The following is a 21765-nucleotide window of genomic DNA, read 5'->3' as shown; positions in this document are numbered from 1 at the left end:
CTTTTCGGAATCATTACATTAAATTTAAATGAAGTTAGATTTACAATAACCTAGCAAAGTATTTTTCTACGACTTCGGTTGCCGGCCCATAATATCCTTCATCAAACATCGAATTTAATATGGTTTTTTCCATATTTAACTCCACTGTTTTGGCAGCGAAACTTTTGGCAATTTCAACAAAACCAGCTGCAGGATAAACATTTCCAGATGTGCCAACTGAAATAAAAAGTTGGCATTCACTTAAGTGTTTTTGTATTTCATCCATAAATAAAGGAATTTCTCCAAACCATACGATATGAGGCCTAAGATTTCCTTTCTTTTGACAACATTCACAGATCGAATTTTCATCAATGTCTAAGAGTGATTCGAATACCTCGCCTGAATGAACACATCGTATTTTCGTAAGTTCACCATGCATGTGTATGACATTCTGAGAACCTGCCCTTTCGTGCAAATTGTCTACGTTTTGAGTGACAAGAACAAATTCTCCTTGAAATTTTTTTTCAAATAATGCCAGTTCAGTATGTGCTTTATTCGGTTTAACTTCTCCACTGAGAAGTTGTTGCCTTCTTAAATTATAAAACCTATACACCAATTCGGGATTTCGTTTAAAGGCATCTGGAGTAGCAACTTCTTCGACTCGGTGGTTTTCCCACAAACCATTGTTATCGCGAAACGTTTTTAGTCCAGATTCACTTGAAATACCAGCTCCCGTTAGTACTACAATTTTTGGTGGCATCATTTGTCCTTTTATTTTTTTAGAATCTGTTAACTGGAAAATTCTTTTTCAAGAATTGATTGTCCTTCTTCGTCAAAGTTATCCTTAATTCCTAAGAGTACCTTTTTCACGTGCTCATAGTTTCCGGCCATTTTAGCAGATTTCACAAGTCTCTCAAGAGATTCTGAAAACGAAGGGATACCTCTAATATACAAAAAAGTCGTGTCAGTGATTTGTAAACTTTCATAGATGGGAAATAATCTAAGTAGTATATCTGTACTCTTCTCATACTGGTGCACATCAAAGAGGGAGCAACCATAATAGTAGAGGGCCGATGCCCGATTAAATCTAGTTGTAGCTCCTACTAGTTTAATAGCTTTTATACAGTTTTTAAAGGACTCTTCACCTTTATCAATTTCTCCAAGTAAAGTTTGAGAAATTGATAAATTAAACCAATCAACAGAATCTTGGGTTTGAATTGCTAAGTCATTATAGACTTTAGAAGCATTGACATAATCTTTCATGTGAAAATAGGCAACTCCACATATACTCATGGCCTCAAATTTAACAAGTTCAATTTCATGATTAAAATATGTAAGCAGTTGATTTATACTTTCAAGAAGTAATTTATCTCTTTGAACTTGATCTTCTACTTCGAGGGCGTACTCAATTTGCTCACCAATTTGAGTGAGAATATTTCTTTCTTCTTCTGGGATCTTGTCTGGATTAAGTTCAAGTTTTCCCATGTTAGTCTCTCAAGAAACTTTTTAGGCTATTTCTTTATCAGATTTATTTATAGAAGAAGAGCTTGCACCTTTATGCAACTTCCTTTCACCCTCAACAAGTATTGGATGGCCAATTCCTTGAATCATGTCTTTAGTAACAATTACTTTATTGATCGTTTCTTTTGAAGGAAGATCATACATTAAATCCAGCATCGACTGCTCTAAGATCGCTCTTAGTCCTCTTGCACCTGTTTTCTTTTTCAGTGCCATGGCGGCAACTTCTTTTAAGGCATCCTCTTCAAATTCAATTTCAATTCCGTCAAATTCAAAGAGTTTTTTGTATTGTTTCGTAATTGCATTTTTTGGTTCAACCAATATTTGAATAAGTGCTTTCTCATCGAGTTCTTCAAGCATAGCATTGACAGGTAGACGGCCAATGAACTCTGGAATCAATCCAAATCTAGACAAATCTTCGGCCTCAATGCCGCCTAGTTTTTCGACAACAGTTTGTTCGTTATTTGATTTTTCAGATTTCCCTAAAAGGCCCATTGGTCTTTTGGTCATTCTTTTTTCAATAATTTTATCGAGACCTACGAACGCTCCAGCGACTATAAAAAGAATATTTCTTGTATCTACTTGTAGGAATTCTTGTTGAGGATGTTTTCTTCCACCCTTTGGAGGAACAGAGGCAACTGTTCCTTCAATAAGTTTAAGAAGTGCTTGTTGAACCCCTTCTCCTGATACATCTCTGGTAATTGAAGGATTTTCTGATTTTCTAGCAATTTTATCTATCTCATCTATATAGATAATTCCTCTTTGGGCCCTTTCAATATCATAGTCACAACTTTGCAATAGGTTTAAAATGATATTTTCAACATCTTCTCCGACGTAACCTGCTTCAGTTAACGAGGTTGCATCAGCAATGGCAAAGGGAACGTTCAAGTATTTAGCTAATGACTGAGCGATAAGGGTTTTACCTGAACCAGTCGGACCGGCCAGAAGGATATTTGATTTTTGCAATTCAACATCATCACCCTTACGGCCTTCACCTTTATTTGCAATTCTTTTATAGTGGTTATGAACAGCAACTGAAATAATTTTTTTAGCTCGGTCTTGACCAATTACATAGCCATCGAGATGAGCTTTTATTTCATGAGGCCTAGGGACATTATCTAATGCTGCCTTTTGATTTGATTTTATAGAGTCTTCATAAATAATATCGTTACAAAGCTCTATACATTCATCACAGATATATACACCAGGGCCAGCGATAAGTTTTTTAACTTCCTTTTGAGATTTGCCACAGAAGCTACAACTTAATGCTGATCCATATCCATTTTTCTCTTTCCCCATAACCCCTATCCTTTTCTTTTCTTTGCTCTACTTAATCAAAGGTCCTTACTTATTTCTTAGTTGTTTCTTTAGGTCTAATGACAGTATCAATCAAACCCATATTTTTAGCTTTTTCAGGATCTAGATAATTATCCCTGTCTGTTTCTTTTTCAACGCGCTCGAATTCCATTCCAGTGTGATTTACGTAAATTCTGTTGAGCTCGTCCTTAAGATCTTGAATCTCTTTTGCCTGAATTTGGATATCAGAGCACTGCCCCTGTGCGCCCCCTAGAGGCTGGTGGATCATAATACGACTGTGTGGAAGAGAATGTCTATGTCCTTTCGCTCCAGCTGTAAGAAGTAAAGACCCCATTGAAGCAGCTAGTCCGACACAGTATGTGTGTACAGGACAAGATATGTGCTGCATAATATCGTAAATCCCAAGCCCTGCATAAACTGAACCACCTGGACTATTTATATAAAAATGGATGGGAGCTTCTGGATCACTTTGCTCTAAGAAGAGCATTTGTGCGATGAGAAGGTTTGCTACAGTGTCGTTAACTTGTGTACCTAGAAATACAATTCTATCAAGTAAAAGGCGTGAATAAATATCGTATTGCCTCTCTCCTCTAGAAGTTTGTTCAATAACAATTGGATTGGGAATGTGAGCATGTGGTAACTTAGACATAAAACCTCTCTTTAAATTTCAATACTCAATAGAACTATTAAATAATAATCAAGAAACCTTTCGGGTAATTATAAAAAGATCTTTAGAATTCTCTTTTTAAATTCACCTTAAGTGAAGCTACCAAATATCTTTGATTATGGGGAGTTATTATGCGCCAAGTTGAAAAAATTTGTCGAGTTTGACTTGAAAAGTGATTCCAACAAGCATAAATTGCCATCTATAACTAAATACGCCTTTTTTTGGCGCTTTAAAACTTAACTCAAGAGGTATGTTATGTCTGAGACTACAACTCCAACTAGAATTGTTGGAAAAACGGCACCTAATTTTCAAACAAATGCTGTGGTTAATGGTGAGATCAAACCCGTGTCACTGAATGACTTCAATGGAAAGTGGAAAGTTTTATTCTTTTATCCACTAGATTTTACTTTTGTTTGTCCGACAGAAATTATTGCCTACTCTGAGGCCGTTTCAAAATTCAAAGAACTAAACTGCGAAGTAATTGCATGTTCAATAGATTCTGCTTTTTCTCACCTTGCCTGGACACAACAAGATAGAAAAACTGGTGGTATTGGTGAAATTAATTTTCCAATCCTTGCAGATGTTACTAAAAAAATATCATCTGACTATGGTGTGCTTATTGAAGAAGCAGGTATTGCGTTACGTGGACTTTTTATCATTGACGACAAAAATGTGATTCAACATTCAACAATAAACAATCTTTCAGTTGGTAGAAATGTTGACGAAACTCTAAGACTTTTAGAGGCCTATCAGTTTACAGCAAAGCATGGTGAAGTTTGTCCTGCTGGATGGACTAAAGGTTCAGCGACAATGAAGCCTGATCCAAAAGGCTCTCAAGAATATTTTTCAAAAAATAATTAATCAACATCTTAAGAGATGCACGGCCAGAATTATCTGGCCGTTTCTCTAAATAAATAACGGGATAGCTGTGGAAGAAATCACCCAATCTGTAATGACGTTTATTCAATCTAATGTGGCGACCGCTCCTTACATTATTTTTGGTTTACTTTTTTTAGCAGGATTCAATATCCCTGTATCCGAAGATATGATGTGTTTTGTTGCCGCGATAATGGCCGCTAAAAATCCACAATATCTTTGGCCCCTATTTATTGCAATCTATGCAGGGGCCTATGTTTCAGATGTTATCTGTTTTTTTCTTGGCCGCGTATTTGGAGAAAAATTATTAAAAATAAAGTTTTTCTCGAGTATGGTGCCCCCTGATAGAGTAAAAAAAATACACTCTTTCTATGAAAAATATGGAATCATCACTCTCATTTTAGGTCGTTTCATACCATTTGGAATTAGAAATGGTCTCTTTCTCACTGCTGGACTTGGAAAAATGAATATAGCTAAATTTTGTCTAAGTGATTTAACAGCTGTTACAATCTCAGTTTGCACTTATTTTACAATCTATTATCATTTTGGTGACACTGTCTTAGATACAATTAAAAAAAGTAATTATATTATTTTTTCTGTTGCTATAGTTGTTGTTATCTATTTCCTTATAAAAAATAGAAGTAAGAAAAGGGCCCAAGTTGGCCCTTAAAAGTGAGTACTTTTTTCATATTTATGCTCTTATCGTTTAACAAGGATACGAATTTTCGTATGCTAATGTGAAGATTATGAATTTTTTTCAGATGAAAAACTTACTTCCTTACAGGATGTAAGTTTTTAATTCTTGAAAATTAACAGACCTTGATAGATAACCGTCGTGCTCAAAAAAGTTGAGGTGGAACGTGTTGTGCAAAAAAAAGATTAGGTGAAGTATGATCTTAGAAAGAGAACAAGAAGGAAATCTTGTAGAATTAAAAAAGTGGAAAGAAGATCACGAGGAAAAATACGACTCAAGATCCTACATTGAATATTTAACTGTTTTAACATTTAATCAACTTATTGATGAATCCCATTACACAGCAGAAGAACTAAAAAAAATGCCACTCAGCAGAGCACTAACAAGACGTTCTCATGAAATCTTAAATGAATTAAACAAACGACTTAACAGAAATATTCAAGGTTAATTTTTCTCAAAACTTTTTAAATCATGCTCAATTTTCATTTTCAGATTACTTAATTCCATATTTTTCTCATAACCTAAAATATCTGCGATTGCACTTAACTTATCTCTATCTTCTTCGCCTGCAATGACCCTAGTCACTGTATCGCTAAAAAGTCCTAAGTTTCTAGAAAATGACTCAACATATTCTGAAATTACTTTTTTTTGATTGTTCTCTATATCTATAAATTCAATCGCCATTCTCTGGATAGGGAGTGGAATGAGCTCACCTTTGGATTTAAAACTTCTAACAATTTTTCCTTTACCCCATACAATATTAAAAAATTGATCATCTCCCGAAATATATCTAATCTTTAATGCCGACATATTTGCCAAATTGGGAATCACTGGCATTTCAAAATAAAAAAAGACCGATTCATCTGACTTGGGAGTAAATGGTAAAAAATCTATCAGTAAACCACCTTCTGAAACATTGATTAAGTTAGTGTGGAAACACTCTCCCTCTCTTCCAGTATCTACACCATAAAGTATTCTACCTCTTAACGGTGCACGTGAGAATTCCCTTGTAAAGTCTTCACTCATAATAATTTTGATGCTATTTCAGATAATTCTGAACGCTCTCCATATTTTAAAATTGTATGGCCAACAATTTCTTCGGCCTTCATTCGCTCTACAACATAGGCCAGTCCATTATTAACGGAATCTAAATAGGGACTGTCAATTTGATCACAGTCTCCTGTTAGAATTATTTTAGTCCCCTCCCCGGCCCTTGTAATAATGGTTTTTACTTCGTGGGGCGATAAATTCTGAGCTTCATCGACAATCATATACTGAGCAGGAATGGATCTTCCCCTAATATAGGTGAGAGGTTCAACATGTAGTAGACCTTGATTAATTAAATCTTCCCAAGAAGAGCTAGAATTTCCATGGTGCCCGAAAAGATAATCCATATTATCAAAAATGGGCTGCATCCAAGGAGCTAGTTTTTCATTGACATCTCCAGGTAAAAATCCAAGGTCTTTCCCCATAGGCTGAACAGGGCGGGAGACGAGTAATCGAATATATTTATTTTGCGCAATGGCCATCTCAAGACCTGCAGCAATGGCCAATAAGGTTTTACCTGTTCCGGCCTTTCCTACTAGGGATACTAATTTCACTTCATCATTTAAAAGAGCATCAAATGCGAACTGTTGTTCTACATTCTTCGGGTGGATTCCCCATACACCTTCTCGCATTCTTATCAAAGGGACAATACCTTTTTTTTGCTGTGAATACCTTCCAAGTAGTCTGTGTCTTTCATTATTAACTTCTGTTACAATCAAATATTGATTGGCATAAAATTGCTTCCACTCGTCTTCTTTTAATTGCAAAAACCTCTCTTCTTCAAACTCTTTCAAACGCTCAACAGACACCTCAAATATCCTCTGCCCAGAGTAGAGGTCTTCTGGATTTGTAGATTTATTACCATAATCTTCAGCAACTAGGCCCAGAGCATCTGACTTAAGGCGAAGGTTAATATCTTTAGTGATTAAAACGACACTCTTTCCTTCATTTTTAAGAGAAAGAACAGTTCCAAGAATTTTATTGTCATTATTAGAAAAATCTATCAAACCTTCATGTTCACTTCCTACTTTTAGGTTAATAGAGACAATAAATTTCCCTCCATTGTTTAAATCTACTCCATCATGGAGAGATCCACCCTTTCTTAAATCATCAACAATCCTGGAAAAATGTCTTGCATTTCTTCCATTTTCGTTTTGATCTTTTTTGAATCGATCAATTTCTTCTATGACAATCAAAGGAAGGTAAACTGTGTGATTTTCAAATTTAAAGATGGCCTGGGGGTCAAATAAAATGACATTCGTATCAAGAACAAAAACTTTTTCCAAAAAGCTCCTCCAAATAAGCTGACTAAAGAGTTCGACATAAAAACTCCCTGCCCTTTATTCTAAAAAGGAATTTATTAAGCATCAAATGAAAAGTCTAAAAATTTGAAATAAATTATTGCCCTTGGTGCTTCTTTTACCCGGTAACCGTTACCAATTTCAACGCCATAAAGTCCTCCTAGGAACTCAATTCCCCAAAATTCAAAGGAAGCTCCGTAGCTTATGTAGCCAGCATTCCAACCAGCAAGGAGTTTAATGATTGGTAAACCCAACTCCATGCCAAGATGCAACATTTGACCGAACTCTAAATTTTGATTCATGGCCTGAATATCTAGAGCAAATTTATAATCTATAAAACCTAAATCCTGAACAAAAGCAGTGGCCAAAGTTGCATTCATCAATTGCGAGGGAGGTTTAGAAGGGCCTTCTTCGTGCAAAAACTTTGTATCTCCAATATCAATGACAGAAAAAGCAAAATTGGCCTTTGTATCATCTCCAATTTTAAGAATATATTCAACTCCCGCATCAAAACCTTTTCCAGAGCCTTTCGAATAGCCTAGTATTTCCTTTAGAGAACTCGGTGAAATTGAACCAGAATTTAATACATCTAAGAGAAGTCCACCAAGCATATCAAAAGTTCCAAAAATACCGGCCCTTTTTACACTTTTAAATGAAAAACCAAAGGAAAATTCGTCTTTACCAAATCCTTCCATTCTGTGTGACATTCCTATCACAAAACCCCTATCTAACCTATCATCTATCGTTAATTGAGGATATTTAGGATTATCAATATAATATCTTCCCTGTCTTTGTGCATACATGGAAATTCCAATCGGCCCAAATTTTAGTGTTGGAAAAGCACCAATAGAAAAATAAAGAGGTATTCCCATCCCTACCTCAGCAATTTGTTCAACACCTGAGGGCATATTTTGAAATTTATCAATATAATCCAAAGGGTTAAGAATTCCTAGATGTGGATTAAAAGGAACAACTCTTAAATCGGCCTCTTTACCTAATGCTGCTGGATTATAGAAAAGGGTATATTCATCATCAGCAAGTGCAGCAAAAGCATCTCCCATAATGAGTGCTCTAGGAGACCTTCCAACATGAAAAACCTCTTTTGCATCTAATTGCATAGAAAGATAAAATATAATCAATCCAAAGATTAGTTTCAACGGTAAAGCCTCTCCATAACAAATGCATAATAGATCTGCAGGTAGCTATCATCTGTAACATCTGTGTTCGCTTCAATACAGTCATCCATATTATAAATATCAAGTAACCCACCAGCATTAGCATCTGCAGTAGTTAAAATTGGTTCAATTAACTCTAAAAGGTTTAAAGCATCTGTAACATCACTCAATTCACCTCCTGTAAATACAGAGGCAACTTCAGTGAAGACATCAAAAAAGTTATTAACAAGTACAACCCCTTCGCAAAGTCGTCTTACACGTTTTGCGGGGTTATTAAAGGAAGTGTGACCAGTACCTGCACTAGTACATGAGCCAGCATCTCCTACTCCTCCACCAATCGTTGCATCAAGAACGGTCCCAAGATCAGCATAGCCACTTACAGAAAGAGTTGTATCATAGGTGTATAGACAATCGTTATCTGTACCGGCCCCTTTTGTACCGGTGGAATCTGCATCACCATAAAAATGAAAGAACTTTCCAAGTAGTATTGAAATAACATAGAACAATTGAAGATTGATATTGTCTGCCTCATCGGAAGTAAGATACTGCGCCCTATTTGCAACATTTGGAGAAGTTGTTGAATCTGGAATTCCAGCGTTAAGTAACACATCAAGTGCATACCAAAGATTTATATATGATTCGTCTTCACTTGAAGTCATAGAATCAGCAACTTCAAAGGTAGCAAATGACCTAAAAACTTCAGGTGCAGAAATTTTTGAAATATCATTTACATAAAAATCTAGAAGAGAAAAATCTGACTTACAGATATAACTAGATGAGACAAGGGTTAGAAAATCAGCATCATTATTGTCCCAATAAGGGGTTAGATAGGCCAGGGCCTTATCACATTTCCCATCATTCAACGCAAAGCGAGCGCCTATCATCGCATCTTCTTTTTTAATCTCAAAGATTTCTTCATCTGTGTGACAGCTCGAAAAAAGAATAAGCATAATTGACGTGGAAACCGCTAAGTGTAAAAGTCTATACATATAAAATTCCCCATAGACAGAGGCCCTTTGGCCATCTTATACGCCTTAAACAATTATATAGAATTTATGATTTAATATCTGGAGGGCATAAACCCCCTATTGAGATACTCTTACTTGAGATATTTGCTCGATTTATTTTGTAATGTACCCAAGCAGTTTTTTTAGGGCATCTTCAAAGTGTTTTTCATCTAAGATAAGTGATATCCGACCAGAATTCTCAACTCCAAAATCAGTACCAGGTCCAATGGCCACGCCTATTTCCGAGAGAATATTTTCGCAAATTTCAACAGAGTAGTCAGTCTGATTACTTTCTGGATTGCGAAATTTTTCAATTATGGGTAGTTTTGAGAAATCAATGAGAAAAAAATAGCATGAACAAGTTTGGTACCATACTTGAGAAAAATTAAAATCTCTAAAGAGCCTTTGTAAAATCCTTGAGTTTTGTCTTAACATTTGTCTAATTGGGGAGAGGTAGGCCCTAAGCTTTGAAAAGTCATAATCCACAAGTGCTCTTTGAATTAGAGAATTCGCACCAGAAGTAGTTTGTTCTTGTATTTTAGCAGCTGCTTTCGCGAGATTTCTTTGGCAAATTGCATGTCCAATTCTAAGTCCGGCAGCGGCCATAGTTTTAGAAATTCCACTTATAATGATTGACCGGTTGAGAAGATTTGGTGAAGTTTGATAAAAATAAGTTGGAGCAGGATCAAAGTAAATCATTTCGCTATAAATCTCATCTGAAATAATAAAAATTTCAGGATTTTTTTCCATTAGTGCAGCAAATTCTTCCATCCATCCTTCACTGTAATGAATACCTGAAGGATTATTGGGAGAATTTATTATGATGGCCTTCGTCTTCATTGAGATAACTTTTTCTATATCGTCTATACATGGATGATAGAAATCATAAACGGATGAAGAAACAAATACCGGCACTCCTCTGCAAAAATTGACGATTTGGGGATACGCAGACCAGTAGGGTCTTATGATAATCACTTCATCCCCTGGATCTAAAATGGTCCCAAGCATATTGGATAGAGCATGTCTTGCACCGTTTGAGATGAGACAATCAAATTCATTCTCTAGACCATCTAAACTTACTCCTCTAGAGTTTTGAAATTCGTGTAGTATTTTTTCTCTTAAAGCAATTTGTCCTTGAGGATCAGAATACAAAAAACTTGCTAAAAAATTAGTATGAGTTTTAATATTATTTAAAAGTTCAATCGGTGGCTTAATATTTAATTCTCCGTGGGCCAGATTATAAATATATCTTCCTTGGGATTTTAAATAGCTTGCTTTTTGATGTAGGTACCTTGAGTGTGAATCTTCAATTTGTCTAACTCTTGAGCTAATCATATACGTTTCTCGTCTTTTAAATATTCAAAAATTTCAGGAGGAACAAATTCACAAATATTTCCCCCATAGGTGTAAATTTCTTTTACTAGAGTGGAAGAAACAAAGTAATGTTCGCCTCCAGTCATAAGAAAAATTGTTTCTACATCGTAGAAGAGTTTTTTGTTCATTGAGGCCATTTGAAATTCAACTTCAAAGTCTCCGGTTGGCCTTAGCCCTCTAATGATCGTTCCTATATTTTCTTGTCTAGCATATTCGATGACAAGTCCATCCCAAGAATCTACCCTTATTCGTTTGTCATTTTCGAATACTTTTGAGATCATCTCAACTCTTTTTTGAGGAGAAAACAATGGCTTTTTCGTTGGTGACTTTGCAACAAGAATAGTCACTTCATCAATTATCTTTAATGATCGTTCCAAAATACTTTTATGTCCATTAGTAAAGGGATCAAATGTTCCAGCATATATAGCTCTACGGTGTTTGTTCATCATTTACTCCCTTTCTTCTTAAGTCTACTAAATATAAAAAAGAATCGCTATGTTCAAATAATTTAAATTCTGGCCCATAATGTTCTCTTAAGAACTCAACAGAGGGCCCTATTAGCTTATCAGATTCTATACATAAAACTCCATCTAAGAAAATGTTATTTAACATAACGAGACATTTTTTATAAAGTTCATGATTTTTGTAGGGAGGATCCAAAAATATAAAATATTTTTCATCCAAATTAAATTCAGGTAATTTTATTTGTATCCACTTTATACTGTCCATTGATGACAAAGTTACTTTTTCTGCTAAAGACTCATCTCTTTTTTTTAGTAAAAGATAATTATCCTTTAGAATTTGAAAAACTTTTCGCTCTTTTTCAACTAAGTAAACCTTATGAGCACCTCGAGAAAGAGCTTCAATACCGACTTGCCCGCTTCCGCAACATAAATCGATAAAACAATATCCCTCCATTGATTGATATGAATCAAATAGTTTTCGTTTCAAAATAACACTAGTAGGCCTGGTCATGCCTGAGTTAGATACTTTTAGTTTTAAATTTTTTAGGTCTCCACCCAAAATTGCAACACTCACAAACACCTCATAATGCACAACATTTTCAAAGATGTTTTTGAGTATACAATAGAAATTATCAAATGTGAGACATGTTTAAGACGCTTTTTTCTCTTCTAATGGTACAGTGAATTTAATTCCACCTGGAAGCTCTACGGTTAGGCCATCGGCCTCTCCTAGATGTAAGATAACATCCTTACCTGATAATTTAAAATTCATCTTCATACAAATATTACCACTAACTTCAAAATTCATTTCTGATACCTGTTTTTGATTTGATTTACTCATGTCATTGTCCTTAAGTGGTATTAAATTGTTATCTACGATTTCTTCACTTACGTGATGCTCAACTTTTTGTTCTGTGTGATTTTTTGCAATTGCTTGAAGCTCCCCTTCTAGGTCTTCATCTGGAACCATTCCCTCAGCTATAATGCTGTGTGAATCACCATTTAACATGTTTGTGACTTCATCTATGGTCGAGCTTGAAATATTGGCAACGGCAGACTCAATTTCTGTATCGATGTTTTTTTGTAATTTTGTTTTTTCTGCCTCAAATGAATCAACTTTTAATTTTTCTAAGACTTCAGGATCAGGATTTTTGATGAGTTCAAATTCGTCTTGCACATCCTCAAGTGACTCAATGTCATCAAACTTAAGCTTTTGTTCAACTTCTTCTTCGACCTCATCTTCAACTTCAGAAACAATTTGTGAAATTTCCTCTGATTCATCATGGAATTCATCGTCATTATTTTCATCAGTAGAATCAAATAGAGCTTCTTCCTCTTGTGAAAGGTCTTCATTAGAATCTGCGTCCAACATCTGCAATTCCTCGTTTGAGATGTCTTCCAGCGAAGATTCCTCATCAGATGTATCATCTCCACCAAACTCTTTTTCTAACGACTCAATTTCAGACATAATATCTTCTAGCTCTGAGTCATTAAAATTCTGCTCAATATCCTCTTCATGAAGCTTTTCACTCATAAACTGACCTTTTAAACTTCTAATCCTTATTACTTGTTATCTATCGGAAACAAAAAAGTTTTTTTTACACGCTAGGCCTTAATTTTTTTCAGAGTTTAACTAAACAATGCGTGGAATCAAGTTAAGTGCAAGAAATCACAACTATCTGTCAGTTTTTTTTTCAATAAAAGCTTTAAAAAAACGTGGAAACTTTTGTACATTTGTATCTAGCAATTTTTGATCGAGGAAATTTTGACAAAAAAAGTCTTTCAGGCCGGATCTTGGCTCGGAAATTCTTATAGCTCCAGTGTAAAACAGGAGTTTCACTCTAGTACACCCATTTACAAGAGTGAGAACGCTATGCCTTTTAATCAAAGGTTTGAATTTAAAAATTTTATTATACCTGAGTGGCATGGTGATAGTTTAATTAGTAAAAATGCCTTGGCCATTAGAAAAAACCTTATCACTTTCTACAATGATGCCAAAAAACAGTTTTCTTGTTTTCATGGTCTGAATAAATCTCTCAAAGATTCAATTTACACAGAATATCTTTCTTATATTGAAGAACGGCAAACACCAAAACTCAACCAGTTTGATTTTTGGAAGAATATTCAAAATGAATCAATTGGACAACACACAGCCGTTAATGAATTTATTAAGTTTTATTGCTTTAGGGCCGCAACTTTTTATTTATACAAAATACGATTTCTATCAAAACTTTGTCATCAAATTAAATTATTTCCAACAGAAAATAATTTAAGAAATCCAAATTCATTTTTATCTAAAATATTTAGAAGAGGAAGTTCTACCGAATTAAATTCACTTGGTCTCCAGGCCAATTCTTATAGCTGGTATCGTCCCTCAATTGTTATCTCTAAAGAAATAGTTATTAAAACGTCTGACTTAGTTTTGAACATCGATATTTCTGAATTTTTAAAAATTACAAACTTTGATAATGTTATAAATACAAATAAAGATTCACTTATATTTGGCCCTACAACTGGGTACTCCCACTCTCTTTCTTCAACCTCTTTTGGTCAATTTCTCAATAATCTATTAATAAAATTTCCAAATTGGTTAAAAAAAGATGAATCTTCGAATTATTCATCAGATAAACAATATCCTATTTCTATAAATTGCAAGTTTCATGGAGAGCAACTCATTTCTTTGGCACATTCACATTGGTTGGCACAAGAAAGCAAAATGGATAAGAAATGGAAACATCTCCTCTGTGCTGAATTTGAATCCATTCATAATCAAAGTGGTGATTTCTTAAAAATATGTCAGGAACTAGAGTTACTGACTATTTTAGTCGATATTGCTGGTAAACAAGATCATGATCCTATAAAGCTGATTTGTAGTTCTTTCAATAATAAGTACTCAGATAATCGACAAAACAATTCTGGTCAAATGAGTATTTTTGGAAATTTATCAAGTGAACATGGAAAACATATTCTTTTTAAAAGAATTGTTCTTAATTTATCAGAAATACCAAAGAAAAATCCGCACCACTACGTTTTGTCCAGCATATTAAAACACAAAGAACAACTCCTAAATGATGGACTACTGTATATTTTAACAAACCAAAATCTCTTTGTTCCTTCACAGTCTGAAAAAATGGAACAGTTCTTAAAAATACTAAAACTTGAGGCCTATTTTAATTTTGATGAATTAACTGGAAAAGGAGAGATTCCTTCTTTTCTTTATATTTTCTCACTTAGAAACGAATCCCCTAGCTATCAGGATAATAATCTTTTTGATCCTAGAGGGCTTAATTCACAATTTGAAATTAAAGAAAAAGAACCTTGCCTAAGTTTCAGATGGAGTGGACAACTGAAAACATTTTCAAAATTTGGTCTATTTGTTGAAACGCTTACAAATTTTTTCAATGAGAAAAGTCCAAGCACATCAACTATTTATATTAAATCATTAGAAAACGACCTTAGTTTTGAACTTCATCAAGATGCAATTATGGATGGAAAACTCTTACATTCAACTTCAAAAGACCCTTCGAATGTGACACATCCTTCTTTTTTTAAAAATTTAACAACTTCCTGCATACCCTTTGATCATTTCTTTCAATTAGAACAAGTTTCTCCATCAGCTAATGGTCAACAAGATACTTTAACATCTGGACTCCTAGGAATTTCATATTCTCCAGAGGATCTTTATCCGCTAGTGCTTATTGCAAATTATACTGATTCTCAAAATATTAAGCTTGAGATAATTCCTTCAAAAAGTTACCAAGCAAAGGCCGAAGAACTGGGCCATGCATTTTATTCATATTTTGGTCTTATTCCTAAATCTAGAGATTTAAATATAAATATGTTTAGAGATTTCTTCAAGTCACATCTTGGAAGTCAAATAGTTCAAATCTGTCTCACAGGTGGAGCGACAAAGGTTAAATCCAAATTAAAATCATTGCTCATTCCCAAATTTTTCTCTGAAACAAAACCAATTCCAACGTATTTAGAATCTACTTTTGATATTTTAAAACTAGCTCCAGATGAAATTAAATCTGAAAATTCATCTAAGCTTCTAGAAGAATTTAATAGAAAAAAAGAATCAATCAAAAGTATTGTTTCAAAGTACCCATGGCATGGGCTGGGTCTTCTTTGTTATTTCAAATACAATCTTTCCTATTTGATTGAAAATCAAAATCAAGCGCATAGTTTTTCTGCTGACATAGATTTTAATAATCCTAATATCTATAGACCGTTAATTGAAAAAAATAAGTCACCTCTATACCCCAATAATCAAGATGTTTATCTTGAATTAAAGATTTCTTCCGTGAAAGAAATTCAATCTTATTACCACTCTTCAAAAATTGTACATTCTGAAGATGAGCTGTATCTAGAGATTCTTTCACACGAAAAAAGTGTGGCCAGATTATATTCTGACAAAGAAATGTTACAATTTATTCACTTTATCCTTGGGCCTGTTCAAAACGCTACAATTTCGCAAATCTTTAGTAGTGTTGAAGTTCCTTCTCTGAAAGATTTAAAAGAAGTCATTAAAAAATCTACTCAAAATCAAGAAGATTTAAAAATTCTCTACAAGGATACAATTCAAATTATAAACCAGCTTTTAAGTTCACAAATTTCACTTTCTTCATAGAACCGAACCCGAGAATATTACTCGGACATACTTAAGTTGTTCTTTTTTTAGAATTATGTGCATAATAGTTCTGTGGATAAAAATTTAGAAAAAGACATTTATAACTATATGAAAAATAAAGCATTTTCTTTGGAAAGTGAAGTATCTGATGAAATGCTTAGTTATAGAAAAAACCAAGAATTTTTTTCAAAAAGAGATTTTACGGTAAGTAATTTTGAACAACTTAACAATGCAATCAAAAGTGCTCATATTTTGTATTTAGGTGACTTCCATTCCTTTGATCAATCTGGAAGAAACTTTGAAAGACTATTAAGACAAATAGTTGAGTCTAAGAAAAATTTATGTATTGGAATTGAGTTTGTACATTCAGAGCAACAATACTCAATTGATGCTTATTTAAGTGGGGATATAACTGAATTAGAATTTCTGGATGTGATTGAATATTGTGAAAACTGGCAGTTCCCATGGCATCATTACAAAAGATTTTTTGATATAGCAAAAAAACATAAGATTGAAATAGTCGCCTTGAATTCTTTTGGATCTTTACAAGAAAGAGATGAATTTGCGGCCATAAAAATTGCAGAGTATTACAAAGAATTTCCTAACACTCTACAAATTGTTTTGTTTGGCGAACTCCATATTATGCCTAACAAACTCCCACAGAAGGTTAACTCGAAATCAATTCCAGAGATTAATCAAGTTATCATTCATCAAAATTTAGATGAGGTTTATTGGAAATTGAAAGATACAAATGAAGTCATCATAAGTTTTAGCCAAAATGAATTTTCACTTCAAACATCTCCACCATGGATAAAATATGAAAGTATGATTTATTGGTATGAAAATATCGATGAAGACCCCGATTTTGAAACTCGTGAAATAGTTATTCACAAAGGACTAAAATCTTTTACAGATTCCACAAATGAAAACTTTATATTTCTTCTTAAGATTATATGTCAAAGGGCCCAACTCATTCTTCCTGAAGATGATATTGAAAACTATAATCTCTATGATTATCATTCTATTGAAATTATTAAAAATAAAATTAAAGAGATCAAACATAATGATCTCAAAGAATATTACAACAACCTTCTGATCCGTGGTAAATCTTTCAGAGTTCCATACTCAAATTTTTACTATTGCTCAAATTATTCAATTAATCGAATCGCTGGCCTTTGTGGTAATCATATTTATTTCTGTTTGAATCAACATGAAGATAATTTTAACGACAAGATATCTGCCTATCTTTATTTTTTCTACACATTCCTATTTACCTATATTGGATCAAAAATTATTAACCCCTATAAGAAATGTGATCTCTATTTAGATTTTTTAAAAAAACTAGATTTAGACACAACATCTGAAAAACAAAAAAATAATATCGCCCTCGTATTCGAAATATTGGAAAAAAGAGATGAAAAAAATATTATTGAAAATTCTGGTATAGATGCCCAATATTATGCAGGTAAATACATTGGTTATTTCCTTGGAGAAGTCATGATGGAAAACTCCAACGATCAAGATAATTATTTAAGTAATCTTTTAAAAAATAAAAGTTTTAATTTTGATTTTTATTTACAACTTTTAGATAGATTCTTGCCTAAAAGTTCATACAAACAATTTAAAAAAAGAGTATTCTGAAATTGGATTTATTTAAAGACTATTGACAAGGTCTTTCTTTTTACCACGTACCAATTTAACAAGCTGCGGTTGAGAAGTCTCATCATTGAGTTTATCCTCAATAATATCAGTATCAATGCTAGAAATCTTCTGAGCTCTTCTAAAGAGTAGCTTGACTTCACCTCCAACAATCATCCCACTCTCATCTAAAATATTTGCAAATGCAATTTCTCCATCTGACTGTTTGAGTAGCTCACTACAAATTTGTAATTCAATTCCAAGTTCATTGGAGTTAATTTGCTTTCCATGTACATATGAATGAATAAATTCTGGAGCAAATCCAACCCCATTATCTTCAATATTTAGTAAAATAGTGCCACCAAGCTTCTTAAGGTTAAATGAAATTCTCTTTTTTCCAAAAACATTCGCACAAGAATTAATCGAATGCATCAATAATTGATAAAGAATATGTTCCAAATCTTCTTCATTAGCGTGTACATAAATGTCTTGGTCAATATCTATTTCAAGAATGACACCCTCAATAAAAATTTTTTCCTTTAAGACTGTAATAACTTTCGTCAATACATCATCTACATTTACACTAAGGATGATTTTTTCCTTCTGTTGATTTGATTGAACAATATTCTCTGGCCTAATTTCAACTTTCTTGGTTTCCTTTTTAGTCTGAACTACTTTGTTTTTTTGTCTGTAATGAGAATAATGGTAGTTGTAAAAAAGTTCCTGACAAAATGAAAGTTCATTTTTTCCTAATGCTGTTCCGATGATTTTTTGGATCTCAAGAGGTTGAATCTTATCCTTGGCCAGTTCAATCTTGGCCATCTCCTCTAATTGTGAATTACTCTCATCTCTCCCACGAACATAAAACCCAAAATAAGAAACAATAGATAAAAGTAATAGAAAACTACAAATCCCAACAATTTTTTGAATTCTTAAACTACGAATTAAATCATTTGAAATATATTCAATATGATCAACAAGTGAATTATTTAATGTTTCAAGTTCATTAAACTTTTCATTAATTGACTCTAAACTGACTGTTTTTTGTAGATTCTGCGAACCAAATTGTTTTACCCTCTCATGAAACCAGTGAGTTTCAGTGGCCAGATTATTCAATTTTTCTAATAATTCAGAATTTTTCAGCGTTTTTGCAATATCAATTGACTCACTATAACAACGCTCAGTGTCCTTATAGAATTCTTTTGTCAGATAGTTAGAATTTAAATTTTCCATGGCCCGAGCAGAAAAAACTTGCCCAACCCTTGAAAAACAAACTCTTGAACCCTCAATTAGTTTTGATTGTGAAGATAAACTACTTGTAGCATTAAATATGAAAATTAATGTAATAACTAGGGCCAATGAAGATGCACCTAATAAAATTGGCAGAATTTTTCTATTTTTTCTGAAATAATTGCCCATATTTTCCCTAGAATGGCACTTATTAGTGCCATCAATATTACTAATCTAACTGATCTACAAAATCAGTCAATAATCGGCCAAATATTCCCTTTTTTGCACAGAGAGTGTATCGTTAAGCATGATTAGTAAACCTAATAACGTTTTCATTATCTCTATTTTTCTTTCCCTACTTTTACATGGATTGGTTTTTAGTGTTTTCAGGTGGATTAAACCCTCAAAAAATACTATTGAAGAATTCGTGTTAAAATCTTCACTTAACTCCCCTATAAAGGTTCAATTTACTGATGATGAATCTTATAAAAATAAAGAAATAAAGATTGGGCAGCAAACAACAAAATTGAAAAAACAAATGATTGCTGAGGCAAAAAAGAACTCAATTCCCAAAGTAATGAAGAAAAAAAAGGTAGAACACAAATCCTTCAATCACATTAGAGTTAGTGATATTATTACGGGCAAAGATGATATTGAGTTTTTTGGACAATCTCAATTGTCAATTGGGCTTGAAAAAGATGAATTTCGTGATGATCCTTTTAATAGTAGGGAGAAAGTTTACTATAGCTTTATTAGGCGTCATCAAATACTTTATTATAATGCTATTATGAATTCATATTTAGAAGTCGTTCGTAAAAGGCCATATCTTAAAAATAGAATTCCTTATATGACAGAACTACTCACGGCCATTCAAAAATATGATTCAAAAGGAAATATCATTTCAATCAAATTTAACAAAATGGGAGATGATAAAGATCTTAATGAAATTTTCGAACTAGCACTCAAGGATCTTTCTATTCCAAATCCCCCTAAGGGTTATCTTGATGAGAATTCTGAATTTAATGTTATTTACTCACTTCGTATTAATCAATAAATTGTATCTTTAGTCCAAGATACTCTACTTTGATCATATTTCCGATATAGACTGGACTTATTGAACGTATATTAATCAGCATGTTTTTCATTATATTTAAAACAGATGTTAAAAATTGCTTATAGGTAAGTTCTGGTAAATCACTATAATTTTTCTCTGCAATTCTATTCCTTTCAGCATCAACAATTTCAAGAAAGAAATTTCTTAAATCACTACATTGAATGCATCCATTTAAATGATTAAAAAAATGAGAATTATTTTGGGGGTTAGTAATTGATGAGATAATATTCTTTGAATAGAAACATTTTTCTTCTGGTCTTTGAAATGAAATTAAATCTGAAAGTTTTAATAGTCTTGAAATAACAATATTTTCAATATCAGTTTTAGATATATTGAGAAGATTTGTAATCTTCATAGTTGATATTCCATTAACAAAATATAGTCCATGAACGAGTTCTTCTAAAAGTTCTTTATAGTTACCACTACTTTTTATGAAGTTATGAAGAGAAGTAAGATAAATTCTTTCTAAAAAATCACTTTTTAAGTATTTCTTAGTAAAAAACTCATAAAATTCATCCTTATAATTTTTTAAAATGGATGATCTTAATTCCTTATAGGAGACCGTTTTACTCTCTCTCTTATTATAATCCTGTAAAATTGATCTGGTTATTTGTTCATAGATTTTAAATATTTGAAATAATTTCCGTAGCTCGTTTTCCATCATTGCATTTTATCTCATTTTTATTTTTTGTGCAGATATTTTTTTATTGGTACTACTTTAATTTTAATTAAGTATACCGATAAGTTTCAAGAGTATCATACAAACTGAGTATGATAATTTAATATGGAGTCATCATGAATTCTGGGTTTATTATGTTGCTTGTTTTTTTGTTTATCAGTTCATGCTCTAAAACAAATAATAAAACATCAACATCGACTATTAAAAAAAATAATACAGATACTAGTACAATTCCAACGACACCGACCTCTCCCACTACTGGAGAGACTGGTTGCAATTCTTCTGGTGTTCAGAAATATGAAATTGAAACTCAAGATTATTATAGATTTAATGATGTGATAACTTTCGGTATGAATTCTGAAGATATAGTATATACAACAGCGGAAGATCCTTTAATTAAAAATAACCCCAGTATCCTAAGTGCTGATAAGAGATTTAAAGTCAGAGTATTGGCAAAAGAATCTCCGGGAAAAGTTAGTGACTCTGCTTTAGTAGGAATAAGTCCTGCAATGATTCAAAAATATCAAAATACAGAAGATCCTGAAACTAATATCAGAAAAGATATCTGTAGACTAACAGCAGTTCCCTATAGCAAATTATCTTTAACAGTCAGATTAAGAACTGCTGAAGGTGGAAATTACGTCCAACATACTTTTGAAGAAGTCCCAGTTGGTGGATGTTCTGATCCGTATAATTTCGATATTCGCTCATTAACAGGTGGAAGTGCGACTCCTAGAATTGAAGTCGTTAATGCAAAATGGGATTATGCCTGTCAGGTTTTTGGAAACCCATGTCCAATGGATAATGTTTGGATCAAGTATTGCTATAAATTTTCATTGCAAGTGTCGACTGATTTAACTTACGATTTTCCCAATTAATTTCAATTATTTTTGCTTTAATTTCTTAATAAACACTTAATCTATGTATTTTTGTTTTGAAATTTTTTCAAACGCGAAATAGATGATTTAATCTTAATGCGAATAAGTATATACAATTTTTTATACTAATTTTCATTGATTAAAAGATTCTCAAGCCCCTTTGTAGAGGTAAGGGAT

Annotated in this window: 21 protein-coding genes; 7 read left to right on the top strand and 14 right to left on the bottom strand. The window is 33.0% G+C overall.

Features of this window, described 5'->3' with window-relative positions; translation table 11 throughout:
* Nucleotides 1–40: 40 nt before the first annotated feature.
* Genes cobB through H6622_14335 form a run of 4 tightly spaced genes read right to left on the bottom strand, consistent with a single transcriptional unit; the run spans nt 41 to nt 3463 of the window.
* Nucleotides 41–742, bottom strand: coding sequence for an NAD-dependent protein deacylase (gene cobB, locus H6622_14350; GenBank protein ID MCB9062702.1), 702 nt, complete (start codon nt 740–742; stop codon nt 41–43).
* A 26-nt stretch (nt 743–768) separates the two neighbouring features.
* A complete protein-coding gene (locus H6622_14345) occupies nt 769–1464 on the bottom strand; it encodes a hypothetical protein (protein MCB9062701.1) in 696 nt (231 codons plus the stop codon).
* Between the two features lie 21 nt (nt 1465–1485).
* Nucleotides 1486–2796 (bottom strand): ATP-dependent Clp protease ATP-binding subunit ClpX, encoded by a 1311-nt coding sequence (clpX, locus tag H6622_14340; GenBank protein ID MCB9062700.1) that lies wholly within the window; start codon nt 2794–2796, stop codon nt 1486–1488.
* Nucleotides 2797–2845: 49 nt separating this feature from the next.
* Nucleotides 2846–3463, bottom strand: coding sequence for an ATP-dependent Clp protease proteolytic subunit (locus H6622_14335; protein MCB9062699.1), 618 nt, complete (start codon nt 3461–3463; stop codon nt 2846–2848).
* A gap of 273 nt (nt 3464–3736) precedes the next feature.
* On the opposite strand from H6622_14335, the gene H6622_14330 reads away from it, so the two are divergent.
* From H6622_14330 to H6622_14320, 3 genes are all read left to right on the top strand, one after another.
* The gene (locus H6622_14330; GenBank protein ID MCB9062698.1) at nt 3737–4342 is read left to right on the top strand and encodes a peroxiredoxin; all 606 of its coding nucleotides are present in this window, start codon (nt 3737–3739) and stop codon (nt 4340–4342) included.
* Between the two features lie 91 nt (nt 4343–4433).
* Nucleotides 4434–5027, top strand: coding sequence for a DedA family protein (locus H6622_14325; GenBank protein MCB9062697.1), 594 nt, complete (start codon nt 4434–4436; stop codon nt 5025–5027).
* Nucleotides 5028–5247: 220 nt separating this feature from the next.
* The gene (locus H6622_14320; GenBank protein ID MCB9062696.1) at nt 5248–5499 is read left to right on the top strand and encodes a hypothetical protein; all 252 of its coding nucleotides are present in this window, start codon (nt 5248–5250) and stop codon (nt 5497–5499) included.
* On the opposite strand, the gene H6622_14315 is transcribed toward H6622_14320, so the two are convergent.
* The 8 genes from H6622_14315 to H6622_14280 form a co-directional block, all read right to left on the bottom strand.
* Nucleotides 5496–6077: a PilZ domain-containing protein gene (locus H6622_14315; protein ID MCB9062695.1), complete on the bottom strand. Its 582-nt coding sequence runs from the start codon at nt 6075–6077 to the stop codon at nt 5496–5498. The two genes, H6622_14320 and H6622_14315, sit on opposite strands and share 4 nt — an antisense overlap.
* Nucleotides 6074–7384 carry a PhoH family protein gene (locus H6622_14310; GenBank protein MCB9062694.1) on the bottom strand — a complete coding sequence of 437 codons (1311 nt, stop codon included), beginning with the start codon at nt 7382–7384 and terminating at the stop codon, nt 6074–6076. The genes H6622_14315 and H6622_14310 overlap by 4 nt, the downstream gene beginning before the upstream one ends.
* Before the next feature lie 74 nt (nt 7385–7458).
* Nucleotides 7459–8556 (bottom strand): hypothetical protein, encoded by a 1098-nt coding sequence (locus tag H6622_14305; protein ID MCB9062693.1) that lies wholly within the window; start codon nt 8554–8556, stop codon nt 7459–7461.
* Complete coding sequence (locus H6622_14300) at nt 8553–9563, bottom strand: hypothetical protein (protein ID MCB9062692.1); 1011 nt, start codon at nt 9561–9563, stop codon at nt 8553–8555. Before H6622_14300 ends, H6622_14305 begins: the two co-directional genes overlap by 4 nt.
* A gap of 132 nt (nt 9564–9695) precedes the next feature.
* Nucleotides 9696–10916: an aminotransferase class I/II-fold pyridoxal phosphate-dependent enzyme gene (locus tag H6622_14295; GenBank protein MCB9062691.1), complete on the bottom strand. Its 1221-nt coding sequence runs from the start codon at nt 10914–10916 to the stop codon at nt 9696–9698.
* Nucleotides 10913–11401 carry a pantetheine-phosphate adenylyltransferase gene (coaD, locus tag H6622_14290; GenBank protein ID MCB9062690.1) on the bottom strand — a complete coding sequence of 163 codons (489 nt, stop codon included), beginning with the start codon at nt 11399–11401 and terminating at the stop codon, nt 10913–10915. The genes H6622_14295 and coaD overlap by 4 nt, the downstream gene beginning before the upstream one ends.
* On the bottom strand, nt 11385–11993 hold the full coding sequence (locus tag H6622_14285) for an RsmD family RNA methyltransferase (protein ID MCB9062689.1): 609 nt from the start codon (nt 11991–11993) through the stop codon (nt 11385–11387). The genes coaD and H6622_14285 overlap by 17 nt, the downstream gene beginning before the upstream one ends.
* A gap of 75 nt (nt 11994–12068) precedes the next feature.
* Nucleotides 12069–12953, bottom strand: coding sequence for a hypothetical protein (locus tag H6622_14280; GenBank protein ID MCB9062688.1), 885 nt, complete (start codon nt 12951–12953; stop codon nt 12069–12071).
* A gap of 231 nt (nt 12954–13184) precedes the next feature.
* On the opposite strand from H6622_14280, the gene H6622_14275 reads away from it, so the two are divergent.
* Both H6622_14275 and H6622_14270 read left to right on the top strand, forming a co-directional pair.
* Nucleotides 13185–16049: a hypothetical protein gene (locus H6622_14275; protein ID MCB9062687.1), complete on the top strand. Its 2865-nt coding sequence runs from the start codon at nt 13185–13187 to the stop codon at nt 16047–16049.
* Between the two features lie 72 nt (nt 16050–16121).
* Nucleotides 16122–17690 (top strand): ChaN family lipoprotein, encoded by a 1569-nt coding sequence (locus H6622_14270; GenBank protein ID MCB9062686.1) that lies wholly within the window; start codon nt 16122–16124, stop codon nt 17688–17690.
* A 12-nt stretch (nt 17691–17702) separates the two neighbouring features.
* Here the strand turns inward: H6622_14270 and H6622_14265 are convergent, their stop codons facing one another.
* Nucleotides 17703–19106, bottom strand: a complete 1404-nt coding sequence (locus H6622_14265; protein ID MCB9062685.1) for a HAMP domain-containing histidine kinase — start codon at nt 19104–19106, stop codon at nt 17703–17705.
* A 118-nt stretch (nt 19107–19224) separates the two neighbouring features.
* Between H6622_14265 and H6622_14260 the strand changes: the two genes are divergently transcribed.
* A complete protein-coding gene (locus H6622_14260; protein ID MCB9062684.1) occupies nt 19225–19971 on the top strand; it encodes a hypothetical protein in 747 nt (248 codons plus the stop codon).
* Here H6622_14260 and H6622_14255 read toward each other — a convergent pair.
* Nucleotides 19961–20692: a hypothetical protein gene (locus H6622_14255; GenBank protein ID MCB9062683.1), complete on the bottom strand. Its 732-nt coding sequence runs from the start codon at nt 20690–20692 to the stop codon at nt 19961–19963. The genes H6622_14260 and H6622_14255 overlap by 11 nt on opposite strands.
* A gap of 134 nt (nt 20693–20826) precedes the next feature.
* On the opposite strand from H6622_14255, the gene H6622_14250 reads away from it, so the two are divergent.
* The gene (locus tag H6622_14250) at nt 20827–21588 is read left to right on the top strand and encodes a hypothetical protein (protein ID MCB9062682.1); all 762 of its coding nucleotides are present in this window, start codon (nt 20827–20829) and stop codon (nt 21586–21588) included.
* The last annotated feature ends 177 nt before the right edge of the window (nt 21589–21765 follow it).

Source organism: Halobacteriovoraceae bacterium (assembly GCA_020635115.1).
Lineage (GTDB): Bacteria > Bdellovibrionota > Bacteriovoracia > Bacteriovoracales > Bacteriovoracaceae > JACKAK01.
This window is presented reverse-complemented; position numbering and strand designations above follow the sequence as displayed.